23 protein-coding genes and 1 tRNA gene are annotated in these 24,962 nt (G+C 37.0%); 11 read left to right on the forward strand and 13 right to left on the reverse strand.

From position 1 onward, the window contains the following. Positions 1–189 precede the first annotated feature (189 nt). The 9 genes from fucP to Q0983_RS16865 all read left to right on the forward strand — a co-directional run bounded on the left by fucP (position 190) and on the right by Q0983_RS16865 (position 12,163). Positions 190–1,449, forward strand: coding sequence for an L-fucose:H+ symporter permease (gene fucP / locus Q0983_RS16825; protein WP_299555975.1), 1,260 nt, complete (start codon positions 190–192; stop codon positions 1,447–1,449). A gap of 5 nt (positions 1,450–1,454) precedes the next feature. After that, positions 1,455–2,117 (forward strand): L-rhamnose mutarotase, encoded by a 663-nt coding sequence (locus Q0983_RS16830; protein ID WP_299555977.1) that lies wholly within the window; start codon positions 1,455–1,457, stop codon positions 2,115–2,117. Positions 2,118–2,148: 31 nt separating this feature from the next. Further along, entirely contained in the window at positions 2,149–3,663 is a 1,515-nt protein-coding gene (locus tag Q0983_RS16835) for an alpha-L-fucosidase (protein ID WP_299555979.1), read from the forward strand. Positions 3,664–3,675: 12 nt separating this feature from the next. Beyond that, positions 3,676–4,182 carry a MaoC family dehydratase gene (locus Q0983_RS16840; protein WP_299555981.1) on the forward strand — a complete coding sequence of 169 codons (507 nt, stop codon included), beginning with the start codon at positions 3,676–3,678 and terminating at the stop codon, positions 4,180–4,182. A 23-nt stretch (positions 4,183–4,205) separates the two neighbouring features. After that, the gene (locus tag Q0983_RS16845) at positions 4,206–5,735 is read left to right on the forward strand and encodes an alpha-L-fucosidase (protein WP_299555983.1); all 1,530 of its coding nucleotides are present in this window, start codon (positions 4,206–4,208) and stop codon (positions 5,733–5,735) included. Between the two features lie 11 nt (positions 5,736–5,746). Beyond that, positions 5,747–7,591, forward strand: coding sequence for an arylsulfatase (locus Q0983_RS16850; RefSeq protein ID WP_299555985.1), 1,845 nt, complete (start codon positions 5,747–5,749; stop codon positions 7,589–7,591). Between the two features lie 6 nt (positions 7,592–7,597). Continuing rightward, a complete protein-coding gene (locus Q0983_RS16855; RefSeq protein WP_299555987.1) occupies positions 7,598–8,470 on the forward strand; it encodes a family 16 glycosylhydrolase in 873 nt (290 codons plus the stop codon). A gap of 37 nt (positions 8,471–8,507) precedes the next feature. Further along, complete coding sequence (locus Q0983_RS16860) at positions 8,508–10,106, forward strand: sulfatase (protein WP_299555989.1); 1,599 nt, start codon at positions 8,508–8,510, stop codon at positions 10,104–10,106. A gap of 287 nt (positions 10,107–10,393) precedes the next feature. Continuing rightward, positions 10,394–12,163, forward strand: a complete 1,770-nt coding sequence (locus Q0983_RS16865) for a patatin-like phospholipase family protein (protein ID WP_299555991.1) — start codon at positions 10,394–10,396, stop codon at positions 12,161–12,163. A 221-nt stretch (positions 12,164–12,384) separates the two neighbouring features. Here the strand turns inward: Q0983_RS16865 and Q0983_RS16870 are convergent, their stop codons facing one another. The 11 genes from Q0983_RS16870 to Q0983_RS16920 all read right to left on the reverse strand — a co-directional run bounded on the left by Q0983_RS16870 (position 12,385) and on the right by Q0983_RS16920 (position 22,526). Then, positions 12,385–12,939, reverse strand: coding sequence for a hypothetical protein (locus tag Q0983_RS16870; protein WP_299555993.1), 555 nt, complete (start codon positions 12,937–12,939; stop codon positions 12,385–12,387). Between the two features lie 160 nt (positions 12,940–13,099). Continuing rightward, positions 13,100–13,780, reverse strand: coding sequence for an ABC transporter ATP-binding protein (locus tag Q0983_RS16875; RefSeq protein WP_299555995.1), 681 nt, complete (start codon positions 13,778–13,780; stop codon positions 13,100–13,102). Between the two features lie 3 nt (positions 13,781–13,783). Continuing rightward, positions 13,784–15,022 (reverse strand): FtsX-like permease family protein, encoded by a 1,239-nt coding sequence (locus Q0983_RS16880; protein ID WP_299555997.1) that lies wholly within the window; start codon positions 15,020–15,022, stop codon positions 13,784–13,786. After that, positions 15,019–16,101 (reverse strand): HlyD family efflux transporter periplasmic adaptor subunit, encoded by a 1,083-nt coding sequence (locus tag Q0983_RS16885; protein WP_299555999.1) that lies wholly within the window; start codon positions 16,099–16,101, stop codon positions 15,019–15,021. Before Q0983_RS16885 ends, Q0983_RS16880 begins: the two co-directional genes overlap by 4 nt. 214 nt (positions 16,102–16,315) lie before the next feature. After that, positions 16,316–17,641, reverse strand: coding sequence for a TolC family protein (locus Q0983_RS16890; protein WP_299556001.1), 1,326 nt, complete (start codon positions 17,639–17,641; stop codon positions 16,316–16,318). 224 nt (positions 17,642–17,865) lie between these two features. Next, complete coding sequence (locus tag Q0983_RS16895; RefSeq protein ID WP_299556003.1) at positions 17,866–18,498, reverse strand: hypothetical protein; 633 nt, start codon at positions 18,496–18,498, stop codon at positions 17,866–17,868. Between the two features lie 342 nt (positions 18,499–18,840). Then, positions 18,841–19,758, reverse strand: a complete 918-nt coding sequence (locus Q0983_RS16900) for a DUF6268 family outer membrane beta-barrel protein (protein ID WP_299556005.1) — start codon at positions 19,756–19,758, stop codon at positions 18,841–18,843. Between the two features lie 128 nt (positions 19,759–19,886). Further along, positions 19,887–20,642 (reverse strand): LytTR family DNA-binding domain-containing protein, encoded by a 756-nt coding sequence (locus Q0983_RS16905; protein ID WP_299556007.1) that lies wholly within the window; start codon positions 20,640–20,642, stop codon positions 19,887–19,889. After that, positions 20,639–21,646, reverse strand: coding sequence for a histidine kinase (locus Q0983_RS16910; RefSeq protein WP_299556009.1), 1,008 nt, complete (start codon positions 21,644–21,646; stop codon positions 20,639–20,641). Before Q0983_RS16910 ends, Q0983_RS16905 begins: the two co-directional genes overlap by 4 nt. Before the next feature lie 46 nt (positions 21,647–21,692). Then, entirely contained in the window at positions 21,693–22,076 is a 384-nt protein-coding gene (locus Q0983_RS16915) for a hypothetical protein (protein WP_299556011.1), read from the reverse strand. Between the two features lie 376 nt (positions 22,077–22,452). Continuing rightward, a tRNA-Met gene (locus Q0983_RS16920) sits at positions 22,453–22,526 on the reverse strand. Between the two features lie 133 nt (positions 22,527–22,659). Between Q0983_RS16920 and Q0983_RS16925 the strand changes: the two genes are divergently transcribed. Together Q0983_RS16925 and Q0983_RS16930 are read left to right on the forward strand one after the other, a co-directional pair. Next, positions 22,660–23,052, forward strand: coding sequence for an START-like domain-containing protein (locus Q0983_RS16925; RefSeq protein ID WP_299556013.1), 393 nt, complete (start codon positions 22,660–22,662; stop codon positions 23,050–23,052). A 65-nt stretch (positions 23,053–23,117) separates the two neighbouring features. After that, a complete protein-coding gene (locus Q0983_RS16930; RefSeq protein WP_299556015.1) occupies positions 23,118–23,960 on the forward strand; it encodes an aminotransferase class IV in 843 nt (280 codons plus the stop codon). On the opposite strand, the gene Q0983_RS16935 is transcribed toward Q0983_RS16930, so the two are convergent. Further along, positions 23,957–24,517 (reverse strand): YqgE/AlgH family protein, encoded by a 561-nt coding sequence (locus Q0983_RS16935; RefSeq protein WP_299556017.1) that lies wholly within the window; start codon positions 24,515–24,517, stop codon positions 23,957–23,959. The genes Q0983_RS16930 and Q0983_RS16935 overlap by 4 nt on opposite strands. 120 nt (positions 24,518–24,637) lie before the next feature. Continuing rightward, complete coding sequence (locus tag Q0983_RS16940) at positions 24,638–24,910, reverse strand: HU family DNA-binding protein (RefSeq protein ID WP_148541332.1); 273 nt, start codon at positions 24,908–24,910, stop codon at positions 24,638–24,640. Between the last annotated feature and the right edge of the window lie 52 nt (positions 24,911–24,962).

Genomic DNA, 24,962 nt, shown 5'->3' on the forward strand with positions numbered 1-24,962 from the left:
TATCCGTAAAACAACATGAATATTAAACTTTGTCACACTGAGCGCAGTCGAAGTGCATTTTAGAGTCTTTTTTTAAACTAGATTCATATTTAAAGATGCTGAAGTACTGAAATAAATTCAGCACAGACAAGTTCAGCATGACAAAGTCAAGGTGTTTGTACGGACATTCAACGACTAAAATAAGATTAAATGGAAGAAAAAAGGGTAAATTATTCGCAGTTTCTGGTGCCACTGATTATAGTGATGGCCTTGATGTTTTTTTGGAATTTAAGCAGAAACATCAATGATGTTTTGATTCCCTATCTCAAAAGAGCCTGTCAGTTAACCGATTTTCAATCGTCCTTAGTGCAATCCGCTTTTTTTGGAGCTTATTTTGTGATTGCATTACCTGCCGGTTGGTACATTCAGAAAAAGGGCTACCGTAAAGGCATCATCACAGGGCTATTGATTTCATCAATTGGCGCCTTTTTATTCTTTCCCGCGGCAGAAACACGAGTATATTCACTTTTCTTGATGGCATTATTTGTAATGGCGGCTGGATTCGCCATTTTAGAAGTAACGGCCTCACCTTATATCACAAAGTTGGGTGACCCTAAGGGGGCTTCAAGTCGTTTGAGTTTGGCAGCTGCTATTGGTTCATTGGGAGCTACCATCGCACCTTCGTTGGCAGCACTATTGTTGTTACATGAAGAAGATGTGGCACAATCTACTATTGATGCCTTTACCCCAAGTCAGTTAGAAGCATTTTTGTCCAGTGAAGCGGAATTAGTCAAACCTCCTTATTTAATACTTGGAGCCATATTACTTATAATTGCTGTCATAGTGGTTTTTACAAAATTACCTAGCATTAAAGATGAAGAAGGCGGTGATAAAAAGCCACTAATAGATATCTTAAAGTTTAAGCATACCCTTTATGGTGTTGGTGCAGAGTTCTTTTATGTGGGGGCTGAAGTAGGTATTGTCAGTTTCATTATCAGATATGCCAAATGGTTTAACCTTCCGGAGCTTACGGAGCAAAGAGCAGCTCAATATATAACGGCCTTTATGGCATTGGTACTTATAGGAAGGTTATTAGGTGTTTATATCTTAAAACGATTCAAACCTCAAAATGTATTAGCTTTTTGTAGTATTAGTGCTTTCATTATGGTGTTTTTAGCCATCGTAACCAATGGGTATTTCTCATTAACATGTCTGTCTGTAGTCGGATTTTTCACTTCGATTATTTATCCGATTATATTCAGTTTAAGTATGAAAGATCTGAAGGAATATACCAAAACAGGGTCTTCGGTATTTTTATTAGGAATTGTTGGTGGGGCCATCGTACCGCCCTTAATGGGGTATATCTCAGATACGGTTGGAATTAAATATTCATTTATTATTCCACTAATTTGTTATATATACCTATTGTTCTTTGCAGTAAAAGGTTATGTGGTTAAAATAAAAGCTTAGTTAAAATGAGTGCCGGCCAATTTCGAAGATTTACATATCTGGTTACTTCAGGAAATCAAGTTATTCCGGGAATAATTGGGCGGATAAAATCTGAAGGCATTCAAAAGCAGTTAAAAGAAACCGGAATCTTCACATTTGAAATCTATCAAAAAGAAGATACACATTTCTTATTGATTGACGCAGAAAAGCACATGAATAGTGCTATTTTAAATAGTACGTTATTAAGTGTTTCTATTGATTTTAAAGCGTTTCATTTTGAATCAACCCCATTAGACCGCATCTACAAACTAGAGCAAAAAGTAGTTTATGCTCCAACCGATGGACAACTCAAAACATCCGTCGCCCCTTATAAACGCTTTGTTTGGACACTGTTACTGGAACCGGACCTCATTGAAGAATACAAAAGCGTGCATGCTATGGGGATGGCATGGCCGGAGATAACCGCTAATATGAAATCTGTTGGCGTTAAGGATATGGAGATTTATATTCATAAGGATCAAGTAGTTTTAATTATGGATACCGAACCGGATTTCGATTTGGATGAAGTAGGTCCCAAATGGCAAAAGTTACCAAGGGAAGAAGAATGGCAGGCATACGTGGCCAAATTCCAAAGAACAGACCCCGAAAGTTCCATTCAGGAAAAATGGCAGGATATGAGACCACTATAAAAACAACAACTAAAACTAAACTTAAAACCAAATGAACAGTAAATTATTTGTTGCTATACTTGGAGTTTTGACTTTTACTTCATGCAACACTAAGGAATCAAAAGAAGTCAATACCACTGCAGAAAAGCTTGTAAAACACTTTGAACCAACCTGGGAGTCTCTACAGCAATATGAGTGTCCTGAATGGTTCCGAGATGCAAAATTTGGTATTTACACGCATTGGGGCGTTTATTCTGTTCCTGAGACAGCATCGGATTGGTATGGAACACACATGTATAACAAAAGCCATCCAAATTATAAGTTTCATCAGGAAACTTATGGGGATCAAAAAGAATTTGGATATAAAGACCTGGTGCCTCTTTTTACAGCACCTAAATTTAATGCGGATGAATGGGCAGATCTATTTGTAGAATCAGGAGCAAAATTTGCAGGCCCTGCCGGAGAACATGCCGATGGTTTTTCCATGTGGGATTCAGAGGTGAATCCATGGAATTCGGCTGATATGGGACCTAAGCGAGACATTACGGCCGAATTGGAAAAAGCCATTCGCAAACGCGGGCTAAAGTATGTTGTAAGTTTACATCATTCATGGTTATGGGGATGGTTCCCTACCTGGGATGAAAATACTGATTGTTATGATCCCGCCAATACTTCATTATATGGAGAAAGAGTACCGGAAACGGCATGGAGAATGAAAGATGCCAAAGGCTATTACAAAGTCCACCCGATGCCAAGTGCTGAGTTTGAACGCGTTTGGCTTGAAAAAGTAAAAGAAGTGGTGGATGGGTATTCGCCTGATTTACTTTGGTTCGATAATCGTATACAAATACTATCGGAAGATGTTCGTAAGCAAATGATGGCTTATGCATATAATGAGGCTGCAAAAAAAGAACAAGAATTTGTGTTAACTTTTAAACGTCCCGATTTTCCTTTGGGAACAGGAACCGTAGATTTGGAGCGTAACAGAATGCCGAAGATTTATCCGGATCCATGGCTAACAGATAACTCAATTTCCAAACAAAAATGGATTTGGCACAAAGATTTAAAGTGCTACCCAACCAATAACCTGATTGACGATTTGGTGGACATTGTGAGTAAAAACGGAAACCTGTTGCTAAATGTTGCTCCACATCCTGACGGGACGATTCCTGAGGAACAGAAACAACGTTTAAGAGAAATGGGTAAATGGTTAAAACTTAATGGAGAAGCCATTTACGAGAGTCGTCCCTGGTTAATCTATGGAGAAGGTCCAACCGAAACCAAAACGGGCCATTTAGCAGATATGCAATTTGATGGTTTTGGTGATGAAGACATACGCTTTACAACCCGTGACGGACAATTGTATACTATAGCTTTAGGATGGCCGGAACCCGGAGTGCTGCCCGTAAAATCATTGGGCTCCAGCAATTATAACGGTACCGTTAAAAGTATAGAATTAATTGGACATGAGGGTAAAATTGAATTTAATCAAACAATCGAAGCACTTGAGATTACATTACCAGACACCAAACCATGCGAACACGCATTTGTATTTAAAATAAACTAAAACATTAGAGACATGCCAGAGAATACACCACTAGAACAGCATAAAGACATCCCGTTATACAATACTGAAACCTGGATGTATGAAGATTTTCAAATAGGTCAGAAAGACCGGTCTATAAGCAGAACCATTTCCGAAGGCGAAGCTATGATGTTTAACGGATTGGTTTTAGATATGCATCCTTATGTAGGCGACCAGGTTTTTGCGGAGGAAGAAGGCCTTTTTGGAAAACGGTTGGTGGCTGGAGCCATGGTTTTCAGCCTTGGTTTGGGCTTAATGGCCAACAACAATGTAAATACGTTTAGTTATGGCTATGACAAGCTTCGCTTCATTAAACCGGTGTTTATCGGGGATACTATTTACACGGTGAGAACACACCTCAATAAAATGCCCAAATATGATGAAATGGGGTTAATAACAGTGAGTTATGAGGTGTATAAACAACCGGGAGAACTGGTATTGTATTGTGAGCATTTGCAAACGGTAAAATATCGAAATCCTGATAATTTTAATAATAAATAAATAATTTATTAAAATATTTACAAATGAGTAAATTAATCAAATGTAAAACGATTACAAGAGCCTTAGGCATTATAGCTATTTGTGCTTTTGTGTCCTGTACATCTCAAAAGAAAAAAGAAACTTCTTTCAAGTATGAAGAGAATTGGGAGAGTTTAAAGTATTATGAGATCCCGCAATGGATGAAAGATGCCAAATTTGGAATTTTTATTCACTGGGGTCCAAATTCAGTAGCGGAATTGCATACCGATTGGTACCCGCGTTGGATGTACCTGGATTCAGGGCATGTAGACCATGTAACCGGAAAGAAAATTAATGATATTCCACATCCCGCATCAGTTTACCACAAAGAGAAATTCGGGAACCAAAAGGAGTTTGGTTATAAAGACCTGATCCCTATGTGGACCATGGAAAACTTTGATGCTAAATCCTGGGTAGATCTGTTCAAAGATGCAGGAGCACAATACGTAGTGCCGGTAGCTGAACATCATGATGGGTACGCGCTGTATGAATCAAGTATAACGCCCTACAATGCAGTTGATATGGGCCCGAAGCGAGATGTTTTTAAAGAACTGACCGATGAAATTAAAAAACAGGGGTTGATCTGTGGGGCAAGTTCACACCTGGCATTTAATTGGAACTTCTATACACAAAAACCTCATTTTGATACGGGAGATCTTCAATATGCAGCATTATATGCACCACCGCATGAACCTTATTCACCTGCAAGTGCAGAATGGTTGGCCAATACCTGGTGGCCCAGAACAAAGGAAATTATAGATAAATACCAACCGGATATCCTATGGTTCGATTTTTATTTGGACCGCCCTGAGTTTGCACCCTATCACAAAAAACTGGCGGCCTATTATTATAATTCAGGATTGGAACGAAATAAGACTGTGGTTCTCCAAACGAAAAATTTAAGGTACGAATCGTTTAAGCCGGGGACACACATGCTGGATTTAGAGCGTAGCAAAATGGACTCCCTGCGAAAAGCGTACTGGCAAACCGATACCTCCATTGGTAAGAACTCCTGGTATTATGCCGAAAACTGGATCCCGAAATCTGCCGGAAGTTTGATTGCCGATTTGATGGATATCGTTAGTAAAAATGGGTGTTTGTTACTTAATATTGGCCCCAGAAAGGACGGTATTATTCCTGACGACCAAAAAGAAACCTTATTGGAGATTGGGAAATGGTTACAAACTAACGGAGAAGCTGTTTACGGCTCTAAGTATTATGAAGTTTACGGGGAAGGGCCGACAAAAACCGAAACCGGTCATCTTTCCGAAGGAAAAAATAAAGGATTCACTCAGGAGGATATCCGCTTTACAACAAATGGTGATGTACTTTATGCAACTGTTTTGGTGCCACCTACGGAAGATATCCATATCAAATATTTGTCCAACTCTAAAATGGACATCAAATCCGTTAAGCTTTTAGGCTATGAAGGAACTGTTGAATTTGAACAATCAGAAGAAGGAACCACTATAACATTACCGGCTGATACTAATTTGAAATACGCATGGGTTTTTAAAATCGATACTAAAGGTTAGATAATTTGTTTATGGTAACAAGGCGATTTAGTAGAGCATTTGTATTAGAAGTATGCACGCTGTTTGTGCGGTTGTTTTTACCTGCGCTTTTAGTATTTGCATCTTGCACACAACCACCCTCGGATACCAAACCACCTAATGTGATTTTAATCCTTACAGATGATCAGGGATACGGTGATTTGAGTTGTCATGGTAACCAATACATAAAAACGCCCAATATTGATAAACTTTACAAAGAATCGGTACGGTTTACAGATTTCCACGTAGATCCTACCTGTGCGCCAACAAGAGCAGCACTTATGACCGGGAAATATGCACATCATGCAGGCGTTTGGCATACTATAGCTGGTGGGAATCATTTAAGAACATCTGAAGTCACTATGGCCGATGTTTTTAAGGAAGCCGGTTACAGAACCGGATTATTCGGGAAATGGCATTTGGGGTCAAATTACCCGTATCGACCTATGGACAGGGGTTTTGATGAATGGCTGGGGCACGGTGACGGGGGTACGGGAACGACCGATGATTGGTTTGATAATGACCGGGTAAACGACTATTATTGGCATAATGGAGAACGAGAACAGCGAGACGGGTTTGCCCCGGATGTATTCTATCAAGCTGCCATAGATTTTATTAAAAAGGAAGGAGAAGAGGACAAACCATTTTTCGTTTATTTACCTACTTACTTACCACATGGTCCGCATACGCTACCGGATGAGTCCTGGGCAAATAGTGATAATCAGGACGTATCAGAATATGTCTCTTATTTCTTTGCAGGTATTGAGCGTATTGATTGGAATATAGATCGGTTGCAAAAGGCTCTTAATGAATCTGGTTTAACTGAAAATACCATTATCATTTTTATGAGTGACAATGGTGGTACGGCAGGAGTGAAATTATTTAATGCGGGCATGAGAGGTCACAAAGGCCAGGTTTATGATGGAGGCCATAGGGTGCCTTTTTTTATACATTGGCCTAAGGGAAATCTTAAAAAGGGTAATGATGTTGAAGAGCTAACATCGCATATTGATGTGCTGCCAACGTTGATTGATTTATGCGATTTGAAGCCTGAAAATGAAATGAATTTTGATGGGAGAAGTTTCAAAAAACAGCTTTTTAATACTGAATTAAAGTTGTCTGAACGAACGCTATTTGTTGAAACCCAACGAACATATGAAGCTGAATCATGGGTTAGAACCGCGGGAATGACTAACAAATGGAGATTGGTTGATAATAGGGAACTGTACAATATAGAAAGTGATCCGGGGCAGATGAATAATGTTATCGGCGAACACCCGGAAGTCGTGGAAGGTATACGGGAGGCTCATAAAAATTATTGGGCTAAAGTAACACCAGGAGACAGAGAGCGACCGAGATTTATCATAGGGCACCCTGATGACCCTGAAATCTTCTTAACGCCTTCAGACTGGTATTTGCCGAAAGTACCCTGGAATCACGCTCAGGTAGCATCAGGTAGGCCGGAAGCAGGTGAGTGGCTGGTGACCATTGCAGAACAGGGTAACTACAGATTTGAAGTAAGACGTTGGCCCAGAGAAGCTAGCGCTACTATTCAGGGCGTTGCGGTTTTTCAGAAGCAGGTTGATGCCTGGGATGTCAACGGAGGCGTAGAAAAGTTCATCTACAGAGATGGAGAAATGAAAGCTTTAAACGTAAATACCATTTCTCTTGAAGTAGGTGAACATAAAAAAACAGCAAAGGTTGATCCAAAGGAGACTCATGTGATATTTGATTTTGAATTGAAGGAAGGAGACAAAACGGTTAAAGGAATTATGCTCGATGACCAAAATCAGGTGATTGCAGGAACTTATTATGTATATGTATCCAAACTAAACTAGAAAAATATGAAGTGTTCGGTTTTAATAAAGTGTACCGCTACCATAGCATTTATGCTCCTTGTTTCCGGTCTTTATGCCCAACCCGAAGTGCCGGGTAAAACATGGAAAAAAGTAGAGCGGTTGAGTGATGAATTCGACGGTAGGAAAATAGACAGATCAAAATGGAACATTGACCCGGAGGGTCATTTTGAGTTAAATTGGATCGGTCGTGCTCCGGCTTTGTTTCAAAAAGAAAGTTTTGATATCCGTGATGGGTATCTGACCATTGAGGTTGGCAAGTTAAAAAAGCCCTTTATAGAAGATAGAAAATATAGTAAACCTATGGTATACAAATACTATGGCGGTATTTTACGCTCTCATATGAAAACCTCGGTTGGACACTACTACGAGTGCCGGATGAAAATGAATAAAACCGAAATGGGAGGTGGATTTTGGCTGTGCCATAAAGGGACCTGTGAAAATAAGCATGAAATAGATATTACGGAATCTGTGGGCCAATTAACGGAACAGACACATAAGTGGGCTTATGATTGGGACCAGATCATGCATTCTAATGCCATTCACAGGGAAACAGCCTGTAATGAATCAAAAAGAGATCAAAAGAAAATGACCCCGCCTACAAAAAATTCCGAACGGTTTTATACTTACGGTTTTTGGTGGAAAAGCCCAACAGAATTGTTGTTTTATCTGGATGGTGAATACGTCTATACATTGAACCCGCCCGTTCCTTTTGATCAGGAGTTGGTGTTACAATTTTCAATAGAAGCTTACGACTGGAATCCCATTCCGGAAGAAGGTAGCAAAGTGGCTACAGCCAGTAAAGAAGACAGAACCACCTTTGTAGATTATATCCGGGTTTATAAGCTGAAGAATAACTAATTACAAAACCTATAATTAATTGAAAAACGTTTTAATCATGAATAAGATATCTCACTTTTTTATACTCCTTCTTTTCTGTGGTGCTTTATATGCCCAAAAGAAAAAACAACCACCTGTGGTGAGCTCGTCGAATCCAAATATCATTTTCATTATGTCTGATGATCATGCCGCCCAGGCTTTTGGGGTTTATGGCAGCAGGCTTTCAAATTTGAATTTAACACCAAATCTGGATAGCCTGGCAAATCAGGGGATCCGTTTCGATAATGCGTTTTGTAATAATTCCATATGTACACCAAGTAGGGCCTCTATTATTACGGGACAGTACCCGCAAACCAATGGCGTACTGGATCTGGATATTGAATTAGATCAAAGCAAACAATATCTGCCAAAGGAATTAAAAAAACTCGGTTATAGTACCGCTGTTATTGGCAAATGGCATTTACACAACGAACCCGTTGCCTTTGATTATTACAAAGTGCTTCCGGGACAGGGTAAATACTTCAACCCGACATTCCATGAAAAAGGCAAAGGTAAATGGCCCAATAATAAGGTGAAGACCGAAGGACACTCAACAGATGTTATTACCGATTTAAGTATTGATTATATTAAAAACAGGGATAAGTCCAAACCTTTTTTCCTGATGCATCATTATAAAGCACCTCATGACTTTTTTGAATATGCACCAAGGTATGAAGCGTTTTTAGCAGATACGGAGATTCCGGAGCCTTCAAGTTTATATTACCAACCCAATTGGGGGTCAGAAGGGACAAGAGGCATTAATGATTCTTTGATCACTTATATTGGAACATCGGTTTCAGATCGTCATATGTACCGCAATTATAACTGGATGCTAAATGGAGGTAAATACAAAGGACAGGAATCGGCTCATCAGGGCTACCAGACCTATATGAAGCGATACCTGCGCTGTGTTAAGGGTGTGGATGATAATCTGGGACGACTGTTCGACTATTTAAAATCTGAAGGCCTTTGGGAAAACACGGTAATTATTTATACGGGAGATCAGGGCATGATGCTTGGCGAACATGATTTACAGGATAAACGCTGGATGTATGACGAAGCTATGCGTATGCCATACATTATGCATTATCCCAAACTGATCAAACCTGAAAGTGTAACGGATCTTTTAATAAATAATACGGATTTTGCCCCAACTATGATCGAACTGGCAGGAGGTACAACTCCGGATTATATGCAAGGGAAGAGTTTTATAAAAACGCTTAAGGGAAAAGAAGAGAAAGACTGGAGAACCGCTACGTATTACAGATATTGGATGCATATCATTCATCATTATGTACCGGCACATTTTGGGGTTAGATCTAAAGATTATAAGCTTATTTTCTATTATGGAAAGCATTATTTGGATCCTTCGGAGTTTGGTAAACACTATTGGGCAAAACAGTATTATGGCATAGATAGGGAAACACCCCATACCTGGGAGTTTTATGATCTCAAAAATGACCCTGAAGAATTAGATAATCGTTATGATGATCCGAAATATCACGACATTATTGTTGAACTTAAAGCAGAATTAAAAAGGCAACGGGTTGAATTAAATGAAACGGATAAAAACTTCCCTGAAATACAAGCTATAGTAGATAAACATTGGAATGATTAGTGAAATCAATACCAGACGCATTGATAAAAAAACAAAACCCCGAATTTGATTCTGATGATCAATTTCGGGGTTTTTTAATCAATTATCTCCAGTTCTACTAGTTCGCAGCTTACATCCAATCTGTTTAAACCTTCGATCCTGAATAAGCCATAAAAATCTTACCTTGAAAGCATTATTTTTTATATATTAGAGCCCTTCCTAAGGTCTCTGAAGTAGCCGAGTAGAATAGATTTTTTCCGGATTTATAGAGCCGATTAATTTTAGCAAACAGGTATTATATTTTAACTATGAGTAACCATTCAAAACCTGGCACATTCCATTTAGGTATTACCATGGCCGGTGCCATTTCCGCAGGTGCTTATACCGCAGGATTTATGGATTATATTTTAGAGGCGCTTTCAGCCTGGGAAGCGGCTAAAAAGAAGCATGAAAACGACCCAAATAGTACGATTCCAAACCACAATGTTGTTATTGATGCCATTGGAGGTGCCTCGGCCGGTGGTATGGTAAGTATGATAGCAGCCTTAGCGTTATACGAAGGAAATATGCAACCGGTCAGAGAAGTTTCAAACACCAGGACCGGTAATATACTTTATGATAGTTGGGTGTTCCTCGATGACGATGACAGTCTTTATGATGGCAGAAAACACGGGAAAACAACTTTTGAAAAGATGTTATCCACTAGTGATTTAAGCTCTGGGAAAGGAGCCCCTTCGTTGTTGAACTCCATACCGATTGACAGGATTGCCGATAGGGTTTTTGAGCAACTGTCTTCTACGGCTGGCCCTGACAATTTTCCTGCCTATATTTCAGATGATCTCCGAGTCCTGCTTACCGTAACAAGTTTGCGCCCTTTAGATTATAAGGTAAAATTCAGTAAGATCAAATCCAAGTTTCTCGATTCGACTCCCGGCCATCGTGTAAGCAATCATGACATCGTAGCGCATTTTAAATTGAAATACGATGACACTACCGACAAGAATAAATATTTGCCCTTCCACCCCCATAAATCTGATTTGGATATTGGTAACGGTAAGAATCTAAAGTCAAATAGGGATTTTTTAATCAAGGTAACCAAGGCTACCGGTGCTTTTCCTATTGGCCTGGCACCGCGTTATTTTGAGTCTGATTTTCCTCAGGAATATGTAAATAACAGTTTGGTGGAACGAAAAGCCTTTACCTCACAAATGGATGTTGAATTGGATTTAAACACCAGGGAACATTTTAAGTTCACTGCTGTTGACGGAGGTGCTATAAATAACGAGCCCTTTGATGAGGTATTAAGGTGCCTGGTAGCTAATCATGGGCCGGAAGACCCGGATAACCCAAAATATGGAACCATATTAATTGATCCGTTCCCGGACTTTGAAGATGAAAAGGGATCCCAGGAGCCAGACTATGAAAGAACCAGTATTATGGATATTGTTTGGGATTTAATTCCAACGGTCCTTAACCAGGCCCGAAATAAACAAAGTGATACTTACGGTACCGGATTATTTAAACTGATGGCTTTTCCAAGGAAGTTGCAACTGGGAACATTACAGGAAGTGGAGCATCCGCCTTTAGCAACCGGGGCCATAGGAGGCTTTGGAGGCTTTTTGGATATTGAGTTCAGGAAGCACGATTTCTTTTTAGGACGTAAAAATGCCAGAAATTTTTTAAGAGGCATTATGCTTATGGAGTACGATAAGGATGACCCCGACAATTTGTTTTATGGCGTTAGCGATGAAGCAGTTAAAAAATTTAAAAGAGTAGTGGGAGGAAAGGTTTTTATGCCAATAATCCCTGATGTTAGCAAATTGGATCCCGATGATGATTCTAATCCTTCCAGGTATGAAATTCAGGACTTTCCCAAATTTAATAAGGATGCTTTTATAAAAATGGAAAAACCTGTTAAAAACAGGATCAAAGCCATTTTAAAAGCCGAACTCAAAGGAAAAATATCAGGATGGTTTTGGAGCCTTGGCAAAAATATAATCATTAATAGGATTTCCAGGAAGATGACTAAATGGGTTATGGAAACTATTGAAAAGGATTTTGCTAAACGTGGGATGTAACGTATCCTTAGTAGTGAGATCGAGATTTATTATATGAATCTTTTTAGAGAGGCCTCCAGGTTATGAAAAGCTGAATCCCCTCGCTGGTACACGATTGTATCGCGTTCCAAAATAACATTACAAAGCTATTCTAATTTTAGAGTAGCTTTTGTATTTTAGGAATTGATTCCAACTCGGAATGCGTAATAAGTTTTTATCCGTTTAGCATTTAAGGTCTAACATCAGAAATGCCAGCCCAACTTTATAGATATTTCAGGTGTTAGCAACAGTGTTTCAAAAGTGCTTTGATCAACCATGACGTTTTTGTCACCTTCAATCCTAAGATGTCCGGCTACCCAGGGGTTTAAATAAAAGTTCTTGTAAAATTTCCAGACATATCCTCCGCCAAGAGTAAATATGATATTGTTGTATTCTGCAGTTTCTAATTTTGCATCGGTCTGTATCTTAGCATCCCAATATTCTAAGCCGGGTCCTATCCACCAACCTTTAAAGCCCGGTTTAAAAAAATAATCTACAATAGCCGCATAAACGTTAATGTCATTATTGGTGAAACCATCCTCTAAGATAAAGTCAGGCGCTTCTATTTTTGTAATGACCGCTCTATATCTAAAATGATTATGGCCAACCCAAACCGAACCATAATAACCTTTAAAGATATACGGTACGGCATCCAGCTCAAAACCTATACGAGTACTTTTTGTTGATTCATTATCTTGTTGTCCATGAGATAAAACAGAAAATAGAATGAGGCAGAAAGATAAGAATGTTGCTTTCATGGTATGAATTTATTTGGCAAAGTACCATAGCAGTTTCATTTATCAAATGATTTTTATCATCTAAAGCGTTATTTTTTAAGGCTTGAATTTAGCACTTCTATTATTACTAAACACATGACCCATTAGCATAATTCCTTTGCTGTAAGATTTTGTTATAAAGTTATACAATCCTACCATCCGCTAGTTCTATAATCCTATCACAGCGTTTTGCAAAATCATGGTCATGGGTAACAGCAATTATGGTTTGTCCCAACTCTTTGGCCAGGTGTCGAAAGGTCTCTATGACAACATTGGCATTTTTTGAGTCCAGATTTCCGGTAGGTTCATCACCCATAATTATTGCAGGCTCATTCATCATGGCTCTGGCGATGGCTATACGCTGTTGTTGTCCACCTGATAAACGGGATGCCAACTTTTTTTCCTGGCCTTTTACATCTAAAAGGTTTATCAATTCCAGCGCACGATGTTCGATTTCTTCTTTGGGTTTTTTATTCAGTTTTAAGGCCGGTAGCATTAAATTATCCAACACTGTAAATTCGGGTAATAGATAATGAAATTGAAATACAAAGCCGATGTGCTCATTACGAAAATCTGCCAGTTGCTTTTGATTTAAGCCTGTTACCTGTTGACCATTAATAGTAATGTTGCCTTCGTAGTCGTTATCCATGGTAGAAAGCAGGTACATAAGTGTTGATTTTCCTGAACCTGATTTTCCTGTTATGGCTACAAACTCCCCTTTATTTACTTCGAAGTTTATGTCTTTAAGCACATGAAAATTCACAGGGTCATAGAAATACTTATTGATTCCGGTAGCAACAATTGATTGTTTTGTATTTGTCATAATTTAACCTCTTAAAATTTCTACAGGGTCCAGCTTTGAAGCTTTACGAGCGGGCAAGTAACCTGCAATAAATGTGAATAGTATCCCAAAACCAAATGCCAATATATAATCTTGCGGTCGGTAGGAAACCGGCAGCGAATCCATTGGGCCTATGTTAAAAGGAACATGGTCAATAATTCTGATGATGATATTTCCAATGATAAGTCCTAAAAAGCCACCTATCAACCCGATGAAAAGGGCCTGTGAAACAAAAATGGTCTTAATATCCTGCCCATCAAACCCCATGGCTTTGAGAATGGCTATTTCCTTAATTTTTTCATTGACTGTCATATTCATAATATTATAGATGCCAAAACCTGCCACAATAAGTATGGTAAGTGACACGGATATAGCTAAAATATCTCTTAGAAAACTGGATGAATCTAACTGGGCATTCCCTTCCTGCCAGGCCTGTACCTTGTATTTGGTATGGGGTGCAATCATTTTTGCTACTTGGCGGGCTTGATTGTAATCTTCAACATTAACTTGTACTTCGGTGGCATAACTTCTGTTTTTCGATAAGAATTGTCTGGCGGTTCTAATAGAAACAATGGCTTTACTTTTGTCTGCAGACATAGCTCCTGTTTCTATAATACCTACAATTTTAAAGTTCTTTTTAACTCCTTGTGATGTTGAAAGCGTGATGGAATTACCCATGTTTACGCCCATTTTTTCTGCCAAGCCTATACCTAAAATGATACCATCCGAACGCTTATCAATATCAAAAAAGTTGCCTTCTACCATATAATCTGCCGTTTTGAACAGTTGATTTTCGGTTTCGGTTTCCACGCCTGAAAGGGTCGCACTTTGTTGTAAAACACCATTTTGGATGAATACGTTTTCGTTTATCTGGGCTGTATAGCCCGTTATATTATCAATGTCTTGCAGTATGTTTTTAAGTCCATCTACATTTTTTATACCTTCCGTATAGTTGATATTCTTGGTATTGCTTACATAGGAATATGCCTGCTCGTTTTTAGGAACTGTTGTAATGGGTGCTACCTCATCAGGCGTTTCGTTATATATTTTTATATGGGCCATTGAAGTAAACGTAATTTCGGTTTGCGAGTCATTCACGCCTCCCATAAATCCGTTCATGGCTACGTACATAGAAATTCCGAAAATAACGCTGAGTACCGCAACCATTAATTGTCTGATGCGAGACGTAAGCATAATGCGGGCTATTTTTTGATTCGTATTCATTGCTTTAGTAATATATCATTTACGCTTAATCCGGATATCACTTCTGTCCATTCATTCGTTTTTGAGCCTGTTTTTATGCGCTTTTCCTCACCGGATTCCAGTGTTACAAATTGGCCTTTTTCAATAAAACTGGTAGGAACGACTAATACATTTTCTCTTTTGTCAATCGCTATATTGGCTTGTAGTTGTGTGCCGTTGAACATTTTTTGAGGAAATGCATCAAAAGTTGCTTCCACGATATGGGATTGTTCGCTGGCATTAAATCCCGGGTGAATTTTACTTACCCTGGCGGTAAACACCTTTTGAGGATAGGTATTGATACTAAGTGCTACCGATTGTCCTAAGCTAACTTTTACAATATCATCTTCTGCTACAAATAGTTTTACAATAAAATCACCGCTGGCTACCTGTGCTACGGTTTCTCCTTTGCGCACCAATTCCCCTTGTTTTTTGTATAAGTCTGTAACAACACCTGTTTGTTCAGCATTGATAAAATAATCGTTCAATTTATCTTTTTGGGTACTTAATTGAATGCGGTTTCTTTCTACATTTAATTTTAAATCAGATTGCAAATCGTGGTAGGCTTCTTCAAGAGATTTCAAATTGCTTTGTGACGCTTTATACTGCAGTTCATATTTTTCAAACTCTAGTTTTGATACGGATTTTAAGGCATAGAGTTCTTTATAGCGTTGATAGTTTTGTTTATCAAAACCCAATTGCTTTTTGGCCTGCTCTACTTGCACGGCACTATGCTGAAGCTCCGGTGAATTTGGCAACGCTGATTTAACGGCATCTCTGTATGCTACTTCTGCATCATTTACCTGATTGGTTTGCACATTATTTTGAATACCGGCAATGCGCTGTCCTTTTTCTACCGGTTCTCCCTCTTTCACGGTAAGTGAAATTAAAATACCATCGGCATTTGCAGAAAGGTAATAGGTGTTTTTCTGTTCCATAGAACCACTGGCAAAAACAGCTTCTTCTATGGCTATTCTTTTGGGCGTGGTGGTTTCTTTCCCTTTACAGGATTGAAATAAAACCAACATTCCAAGGCTGAAAATAAAAGTGATTGATTTCATATATTTAAAAATTAGTAACACAATGTAAATTCGATATATTAAAAATTAATAATCAACTATGTCATTCCGAATGAGGCACGAAGAGGAATCTCATCAGGATGCGATATCTCGTCGCTCATACTTCGCTCTGTCGATATGACAAAATGTTGTTTTTTTAATATTATAGTCATGATTTATTGATTGAAATTTTAATCGAGTTAACATTAGTATATGGTTATTCGTAGTTCAATGTTCTGATAAACAATTGGTATTTATTGATGGTTACCGCTCCTAAACTCTGTAGATAGTTGTCTTGGGCAATTAACAAATCATCATATTGTTCCAGACGGTCATTTAAGCTAATAATATCTTTTTCGTACTTATTTATGGCGTGTGTGTCATTCTTTTTTTGAAGCTCAAGAATTTTTTCGTTTTGACTGTGTTGTTCGGTAGTTTGATTGCGTTTTAATACTAACAACTCGTCTTCTTTTTGTTTGACTAATTTGGTGTTTTCTAACTCGTGCTGTTTGATTTCCAGTTCCAGCTTTGACTGTTTAATTTTTTGTTTGTTTGAGGAATTACGGAACGGAATAGTTAACGTAGCTCCGAAAAACTGATTGGGCAATTCGTTACTATTTGAAAAGTTGAAAAAATCGTCACTGGCCCAGGTTTTTGTATTTTGATAAGTAAGGCTCAGGGAAGGGTACCGAAGCGCTTTGGTTTGTTTTAAGAACTGTTCCTGCTTTTCTATTTCAGCTTTTTTCACCAGAATTTCGGGGTGAACCGTTGTAATGGATTCATCTTCAAGAATGAAAACATCCATGGTATCTTCAATCCGTATACTATCAGTACAATTCAACTGACTTTGCAACTGAACGTAAAGCTGGTCTAAATTACTTTTCGTAATACTTAAAGTATTTTCTGCCTGTAGTTTTTTTATCTCACTAAGATTGAGTTCGGCTTCACCAATAACACCTTTATCATATTTACCTTCTGCACTGGTATGGATGGTGGTGGCAACCGATAGGTTTTCTTCGTAAATGGCAATAGCTTCCTGAGTCAGCAAGATGGAATAATAGGTATTTGCCAGGGTGTTATAGGTATTCATTTTTTGTAGTGCCGTATTGCGTTTTCCTTGTTCCCATTCGGCATTGGCGGTTTTTACAGCAAATAGTTTCTGAAAATTAAGTATATCCCATTGTGCGCTGGTGCCGATACTATAATTGAATTTGGTACCAAATTCTACCTCATTGAAACTACCTTCAGGTGCCGTAGGATCAAAGATTTGTGATGGAATTAATACGGGCTGCAGCGAAATATTATCGTTGTAACTGGCATAGGAACTGATTGTTGGTCGCAAGTTTGTTTTGGATTCTTTGACTTTGAGCCCTAATAAATCTTCCTGTTTCTCTGAAGTTTGAATACTTGTCGCATGTTCATCGGCATATCTTAGCACGGCTTCTAAAGAGTTGAACGTTACCTGTGCTTTTACGAAGGAACAATGGAATAAAATGCTTAGAACGACAAGCGGTTTAATTATTATTTTTACTATTTGAGTCATTTTCTTTTGTTTTGATACTTCAAAAGTAGCGTAGATACTAGCGCAGAACTCTGAAAAGAAAGTGAAACGGTCAAATCAAGTAGTGAAATGACCGTTAATGGAATTGAATTTTATACCTTTTGACCCAGGTTACATTTACCCGATAGACTCGCGCATCGAGCCAAGTGTTATCTATTGAATGATGCGTTCTATGTATCCGTTAATCAAACTATTTGGACGTTTTTTTATTTTGCTTTTTTAACAAAGAATAAGGAAATAATTAATCCGACAACCATTAAAAACATAGCGACAAATAGGCTTAAATTAACAAGATGAATATTAGTACTTACTGGGAAAGCGAATGTCTTTTCAATGCCCGCTACTTTGCTATCATGAAATTTTTTAAAATCAGGGTTTGTAGACAATTCCAACATTACTCTACGGCTTTTATATCTTACTAGAGAACCTGTAGTCCACTCTCTTGCGTTTTCAATTCCCCACACCTCAGGAGCATCCATTAGGGATGTTCCATTAAATATTGGATAACTACCTCTCTTGATTAAAAATGTCCCTACAAAACTTGTATAATGGGCAAGAGCTTCTTCAGAGGAACCAAAGGTTTTTCCATTCACAGTTTTTGGAATATCATTTGTTTTTATAACATTAACCATGATGACAGGTTTGCCATCATCTTCTTCCATAAACGAACGCATTTGTTGGAACTCACTATCAGAATAATCTTGTTGTAAGATTTCAGTGTATTTTTCTATTTCCTCCCCAGATAAAGGCTTTGTAAACAGACCATTCCATATCAGAAATAAGAAGTATAATATACCAATACAAAACCATGTTATGATTAATTTTTTTCTTGTTTTCATAGTTGTTGCTAATTATAGAGATTACTTGAATTAATGATGAACTAAATTTATTTTTACTCGTCCAAACGGTGCTGCTCGCTTTTCCAATTTCTTTTTATGTATTCGTAAATAGATAAAATGTTCAGTTCAATTAATATGTTAAAAACAATACTTACGATATAGAATTGAATTTTAACATATGTAATGAATTTGTTTTTTGATTTATTTTAATAGTGCTTATAAATTCAATACAAATGAATAATGATAAGAGATGCTTAATGCGAAAAATAAAGTGAAACGGTGAAATCAAGCAGTGAAATGACTGTTAATGGGATTGAATTTTTTGGTCGCCTTAGGTGCAATTCAATCTTTGGGAGCGTTCTTATTTTTCTTTTTAGGACTTATAGAAAGTCCCACTTTAAAGAAGAGCCCATTTTCTGGTGTTCTATTAAAGGTATCGTCATTAGAATCTATAAATGTTAACCTTCTGCCGACCGCCATTCCGCCTTCTAAATCAATCTTGAGGAAATCGTTTAATTTATAAGTCATTACTGGACCTATATTTAGTCTGCTATAACTTGTGGCATCAACTTCTTCATTAATAATTTGAACGGTACTGTTGTTGTTGAATAGCCCGCCATCTAATCGTGCTTGTAAACCATAATTAAATGGCTTATTTATATGAAATATTACCGATAGCTTATTGGGTAACAAAAGATCAATTGCTGTAGTATTAGTACGGTATTTTAGCATTCCCATAGGAATCACTAATTGGCGTCCAAAACTGGTTGTGTAAGCCAATCCAAATCCGTATTTAAACCTACTATTTTTAGTGCGTATCGCTATAGCATTGGCAAGAAATAAAAAATCATCACCGCTTAAAGCCCCTTCTAAATCTGAAGCGAGCGTTGGCAAGACATTCACCACTAGTTGCCATTTGGGATTTAAGGTCTCAATCCAACTTAAACCATAAGACATAGTATGGTACGTTTTAGTCGCTTCGGTAGGGCCACTGAGGAGGTTTCCTTCCATTTCGGCACGCAAGTTTGTATACCTTAACTGATGAAGCAGTAGGCTTTTTTCGTTTTTTAAAAGTTGCGGAATGGTCAATTTTGCACTCCACTCCCAAAATCCTATTTCTCTGTTAAGATCAGATTCTTCAATGTTTTGCATTGGATAGTAGGTAGATTCAATTTTGAAAAGTTCAAAATCTTGAGCAAATACATTTAAACCACCCACTAGAAAAAGGATTACTATTTTGATGTTTACTTTAATATACATCCCGTATTATCTTTTAAATTCAATACAAATGAACAATGATTTCCAGTGGTTTGATACGATAAATAAAGCGAAACGACCAAATCAATTGGTGAAATGGTCGCTTATAGGAACGAAGTTTTTTAATGTTTTTAGTTCATCCAATTTTTTAGCTGAGGCGCCTTTGCTTTGCTTACCACGATTTGCTCGTTGGGTTTGGGTTGAACATTCAAAATTAACTTTCCATTGAAGTATAGTTGTAAGTTTTTAATGGCTTTTCGCTGAACTATAAACTGTCTGTTAGCTCTAAAGAAATGATTGGGGTTTAATGCTTCCTCGATGTCTTCCAATTTTTCATCAATGATGTAAGATTTAGTATCAAAAGAAATGGCTTTAACGATTCCTGCATCAATGATGAAATAAGCTATGTCATCGACATTCAAAGGTATTAAGGTGTCGCGTTGCTGAACTAAATACGTGGTCTTATAGGTTTTCTTTTCAGTATTGAGCATTTGCAACATTTTGTTGAATTGCTCATTTACCGGAACATTTTGATTCGTAGATTTGAACCTTTCTATTGCCTCCTTTAGTTCATCTTCATCAATAGGCTTTAACAAGTAATCTATACTGTTTACTTTAAAAGCTTTTAGTGCATATTCGTCATAAGCAGTAGTAAATATAACAGGAACACGAATTTCTGCTTTCTCAAAAATTTCGAACGAATTTCCATCTGCCAAATGAATATCAAAAAATGCGAGTTCAAAAGTACTTGTTTTAGAAAAATAATCTACCGCGCCAGAAACAGTATCTATAATCTTATCGACTTGAATCGATGGATCTATTTCTGAAAGTAGAAATTTCAGATTTTCAGCAGCAGCTTTCTCATCTTCTATTATTACGACTTTCATGCCATTGGTATTTTTACTGTAAAATGTATATCGTCTTTTGAAATTTCAATCTCCTTATTCATCTGTAATTTAAAGCGCGTATTCAAATTACTTAGACCTGTATTGGTGCTTTCAATATGTCCCGTCCGCTTTTGCAGCTTATTTTTTATGATGATGTAATTAGCTTCATCAAACACATCAACAGATAGCGGTTTGTCGTTCGAAATTTCATTATGCTTAACGGCATTTTCCATAAGCAATTGCAAGGCTAAGGTTGGAATTTTTCTTTTAAATTGTTCTTCTTTAATATTGATATTTACATTGAAATTATCCCTGTAGCGTTGTTTGATCAGGTGAATATAACTTTCTAAAAACTTGAGTTCCTCCTTTACGGTTACCAAATCCTGATCTTTACTTTGTAATATGTACCGGTAGAGAAAAGATAACTTGTTAATGAACTTTCCTGCAGCTTTTTGATCTTCCCTAACCAATAAACTCAGAGAATTAAGGGAATTGAATAAAAAGTGAGGGTTTACCTGATTTTTTAAGGCTGTTAATTCGTTTTGTAGGCTTTGCTGTTTCAACTTTTCTTTTTCAATCGCATCCAGCTTTGATTGGTTATTGAGCTTTATAGCCTTGCTAATCACCAACAACATCAACATAATAAATATAAAGGAAAACGAATTCAATCCAGGGTTAATAGTATATTCATCAATTCTGTAAATGAGAAGATTAACCAGTTTAAAAAAATTTATAAAAATAATTACAATCAAAGGATTAATTATAATGGAAGCTAAAAGGCGATGCCTGACCTTAAATTTTTGTAACCACTGCAGATTAAAGTTCAGTGTCACAAAGCAAAAACAAAACATTATGGCAATTCTAAAAATGGTATCCTGAACAGAAATTTCGAGTAAGCGATTTAACTCCTGACCCTCTCCTCCAAACAAAAAAATGATCCTGGGAATGTTTGTCAACAGCGAGAAGCTAGCAGCAATAATTAGTATAAGTCTTTTAGTATCCATCGGAATTAAAAAAGGCTTGCTAAACAAGCCTTTAAATTTAAAGATTTTAACTGTTATTCTTATTTCTTTTTTTCATTCGCTTTTGCATTTCCTCTTGTATTTCTTCGTAGGTAGCATATTGTTCTTCTGAGAGTAAGGCTTTCATTTCTTTATTCTTGTTCTCAATAATTGATTTGTACGCTTTGTATTTGGAAAGTCTGCCTTTGCCACTTTCTTTGAGATTTATCATTTCGAGCCCATACTTTTTTGTAATGTCTTCATACGTTTTTTTCTGATCTTCGGATAAATCCAGTTTTTCAGATTGTGCTTTAATTTGAGTTTCCATTTGAGTTGATTGCGCTTCAGTGAGTTCGTTTTGCTGAGCTACAGCAGTTGAGCCAATTAAAGTGATTACTGCTAAAATTAAAATGTTTTTTATTGTTTTACTCATTTTTACTGTTTTTAATGATTATGTGGTAAAAGTAGATTAACTCGTATCGCTATCTGAAAATTTTAAAATGAACCGTCCAAAACCTTAAGTGAAGCGTCTATATTTAAATGTGTTCCGATGATTCCTGATCCACTCAAAAAGGAGAAGCTAGTACTTCACTAAAACTTGAAATACAAAACCTGGACCGAAAAATATTGTTTACTTGGTAGCGAGATCGAGATTTATTGCATGAATCTTTTTTAGGGAAGCTTGACAATATTCAAAGCCTAAAATACTTCGTATTTAACCATTTTTATTTATTTATCACTTCTAAAGCGAGCATTAAGTTCAAACAAATAAAAAAGCTTGATACCATAGTACCAAGCTTTGACTGTTGTAGCGAGATCGAGATTTGAACTCGAGACCTCCGGGTTATGAATCCGACGCTCTAACCAACTGAGCTACCTCGCCATAATTTTGTGGCTGCAAATATAAAAACAATATTAATGTCAACAAACATAAGTGAAATAAAATATTATTAAAAAAATTGTCATACTTATTAATTAATGTATATATTAGGCAACATTAAATTTTCAAAGTATATATGGACGACAAAGTTAGATTTGACCTGGAATTTCCAATTCACGCTTCACCTCAATTATTATTTCAATATATCTCAACCCCTTCAGGTTTATCGGAGTGGTTTTCAGATAATGTAAATTCTCGTGGCGAACTTTTTACCTTTATCTGGGATGATAGTGAAGAGCAGGCAAAATTACTGAGCAAAAAAAGCGGTGAACGTGTTAAATTCAGATGGGTAACCGATGAAGAAGACGGACAATCGTACTACTTTGAAATTAGAATTCAGGTAGATGAAATTACCAAAGATGTGTCTTTAATGATAACCGATTTTGCAGAGGAAGATGAAACAGAAGAAGCTAAAATGCTTTGGGAAAATCAAATAGCAGATTTAAAGCATGTATTAGGCTCAGTTTAAACTTTAAGTGGTTTAATTAAATTATATTTGCCCCGTTCCGATACAAAATCAGAACGGGATTTTTTATGATAAATTTCAGCGGTAATATTTTAGAAGACAACACAGTACTTTCCATCGATAACAGAGGATTTGCCTATGGCGATGCCCTTTTTGAAACTATAAAAAGCAGTCATGGAAAGATTTTGTTTTTAGAAGACCATTATTTCAGGTTAATGGCCTCCATGCGTATTATGAGAATGGAGATCCCTATGGATTTTACTATGGAATATATGGAAGAACAGATCCATAAAACTTTAGAGGCAAATGACTTATTAAAAGCTTCTGCCAGGGTAAAGGTTACTGTTTTTAGAAAAGCGGGTGGTTTATATACACCGTCAGATCAAAATGTTGGTTTTGTAGTGTCCGTAAAACAAATACAGGACGATTTTTACACGTTGAACGATGCTTTTTATGAAGTGGATTTGTTTAAAGATTATTATGTGTCGCCCAGTTTATTATCCACTTTAAAAACCAATAATAAGGCTTTAAATGTTGTAGGGAGCATTTATGCCAAAGAAAATAAGCTCAATAACTGTTTCGTTTTAAATACCAACAAACAAGTCATTGAAACACTTAACGCTAATGTGTTTGTAGTAAAAGGAAATACGATTAAAACACCACCCGTTTCCGATGGCTGTTTAAAAGGTATTATGCGAAAACAGATCATGGATATCCTTAAAAAGATACCGGACTATGAACTTGAAGAAGCTTCGGTATCACCCTTTGAACTTCAAAAAGCAGATGAGATCTTTATAACCAATGTTATTGTAGGGATCCAGCCCATTTCAAAATACAGAAAGAAGTTGTATACCAATGCGATTTCCAAAGACTTAATCGGAAAGCTAAATGCAAAAATAAGACTGTCTTAGTTGTAATTGGGGTTCTCAGGTGCATTAGACCAAATGCTGTATTCACCACCGAATTCCAACATTTTTTCTTTCCAGAACGATTTATAGCTTTTTTCTATAATGTTCTTTTTATAAATGTTTTCCGTAACCACCCAGGAGTTGGCCTTAAGTTCATCTTCTAACTGAAAGGCACTCCAGCCGGAATAGCCTAAAAAGAATTTTATATCGCTTTCTTTTATATCACCATTGGCAATAAGCTCTGCCACTTTGTTAAAATCACCACCCCAATAAATACCTAAAGATATTTCTATGCTTTGCGGGATCAATTCCGGGATTTTATGAATAAAGTAAAGATTATCCTGCTCAACAGGACCACCATTATAAACCTTAAAATCGGTTTCAATTTCGGGAACAAGTTCGTTAATAGTATAATCTAGTGGTTTGTTAAGGATAAATCCAATGGAACCTTCTTCAGAGTGGTCAGCAATAAGAACAATAGAACGATTGAAAGAAACGTCACCAATTATGGAAGGTTCTGCTATTAACAAATCTCCTTTTTTGGGCTTTATTGTTATCATGCTTGTGATAAATTAATAACTAAATCTAATATTTATTTATCAAAAAAGCAACTATTGCCTGGTGGAATAAAAAAAGCCTTCAAAATTTGAAGGCTTTTTCATATTATAATGAGTAACTAATTAGTTAACTGCGTTTGATAAATCTGCACCAGCTTTAAACTTAACAACGTTTTTAGCTTTGATTTTGATAGTCTCACCAGTTTGTGGGTTTCTTCCTTCTCTTGCAGCTCTTTTAGAAACTGACCAAGAACCAAAACCTACTAAAGAAACTCTGTTACCTTTTTGTAAAGCACCTTCAATTTCAATAATTGCACATTCTAAAGCTTTTTTAGCAGCTGCTTTAGTGATTCCTGCGTGTTCTGCCATTGCATCGATTAAATCTGTTTTGTTCATAATATAAAGTTTAATTATTAATAAATTGGTTAAACATTTTTGTTAAATCCTC

The organism is Seonamhaeicola sp., from assembly GCF_028281565.1.
In the GTDB taxonomy this organism is placed as follows: domain Bacteria; phylum Bacteroidota; class Bacteroidia; order Flavobacteriales; family Flavobacteriaceae; genus Seonamhaeicola.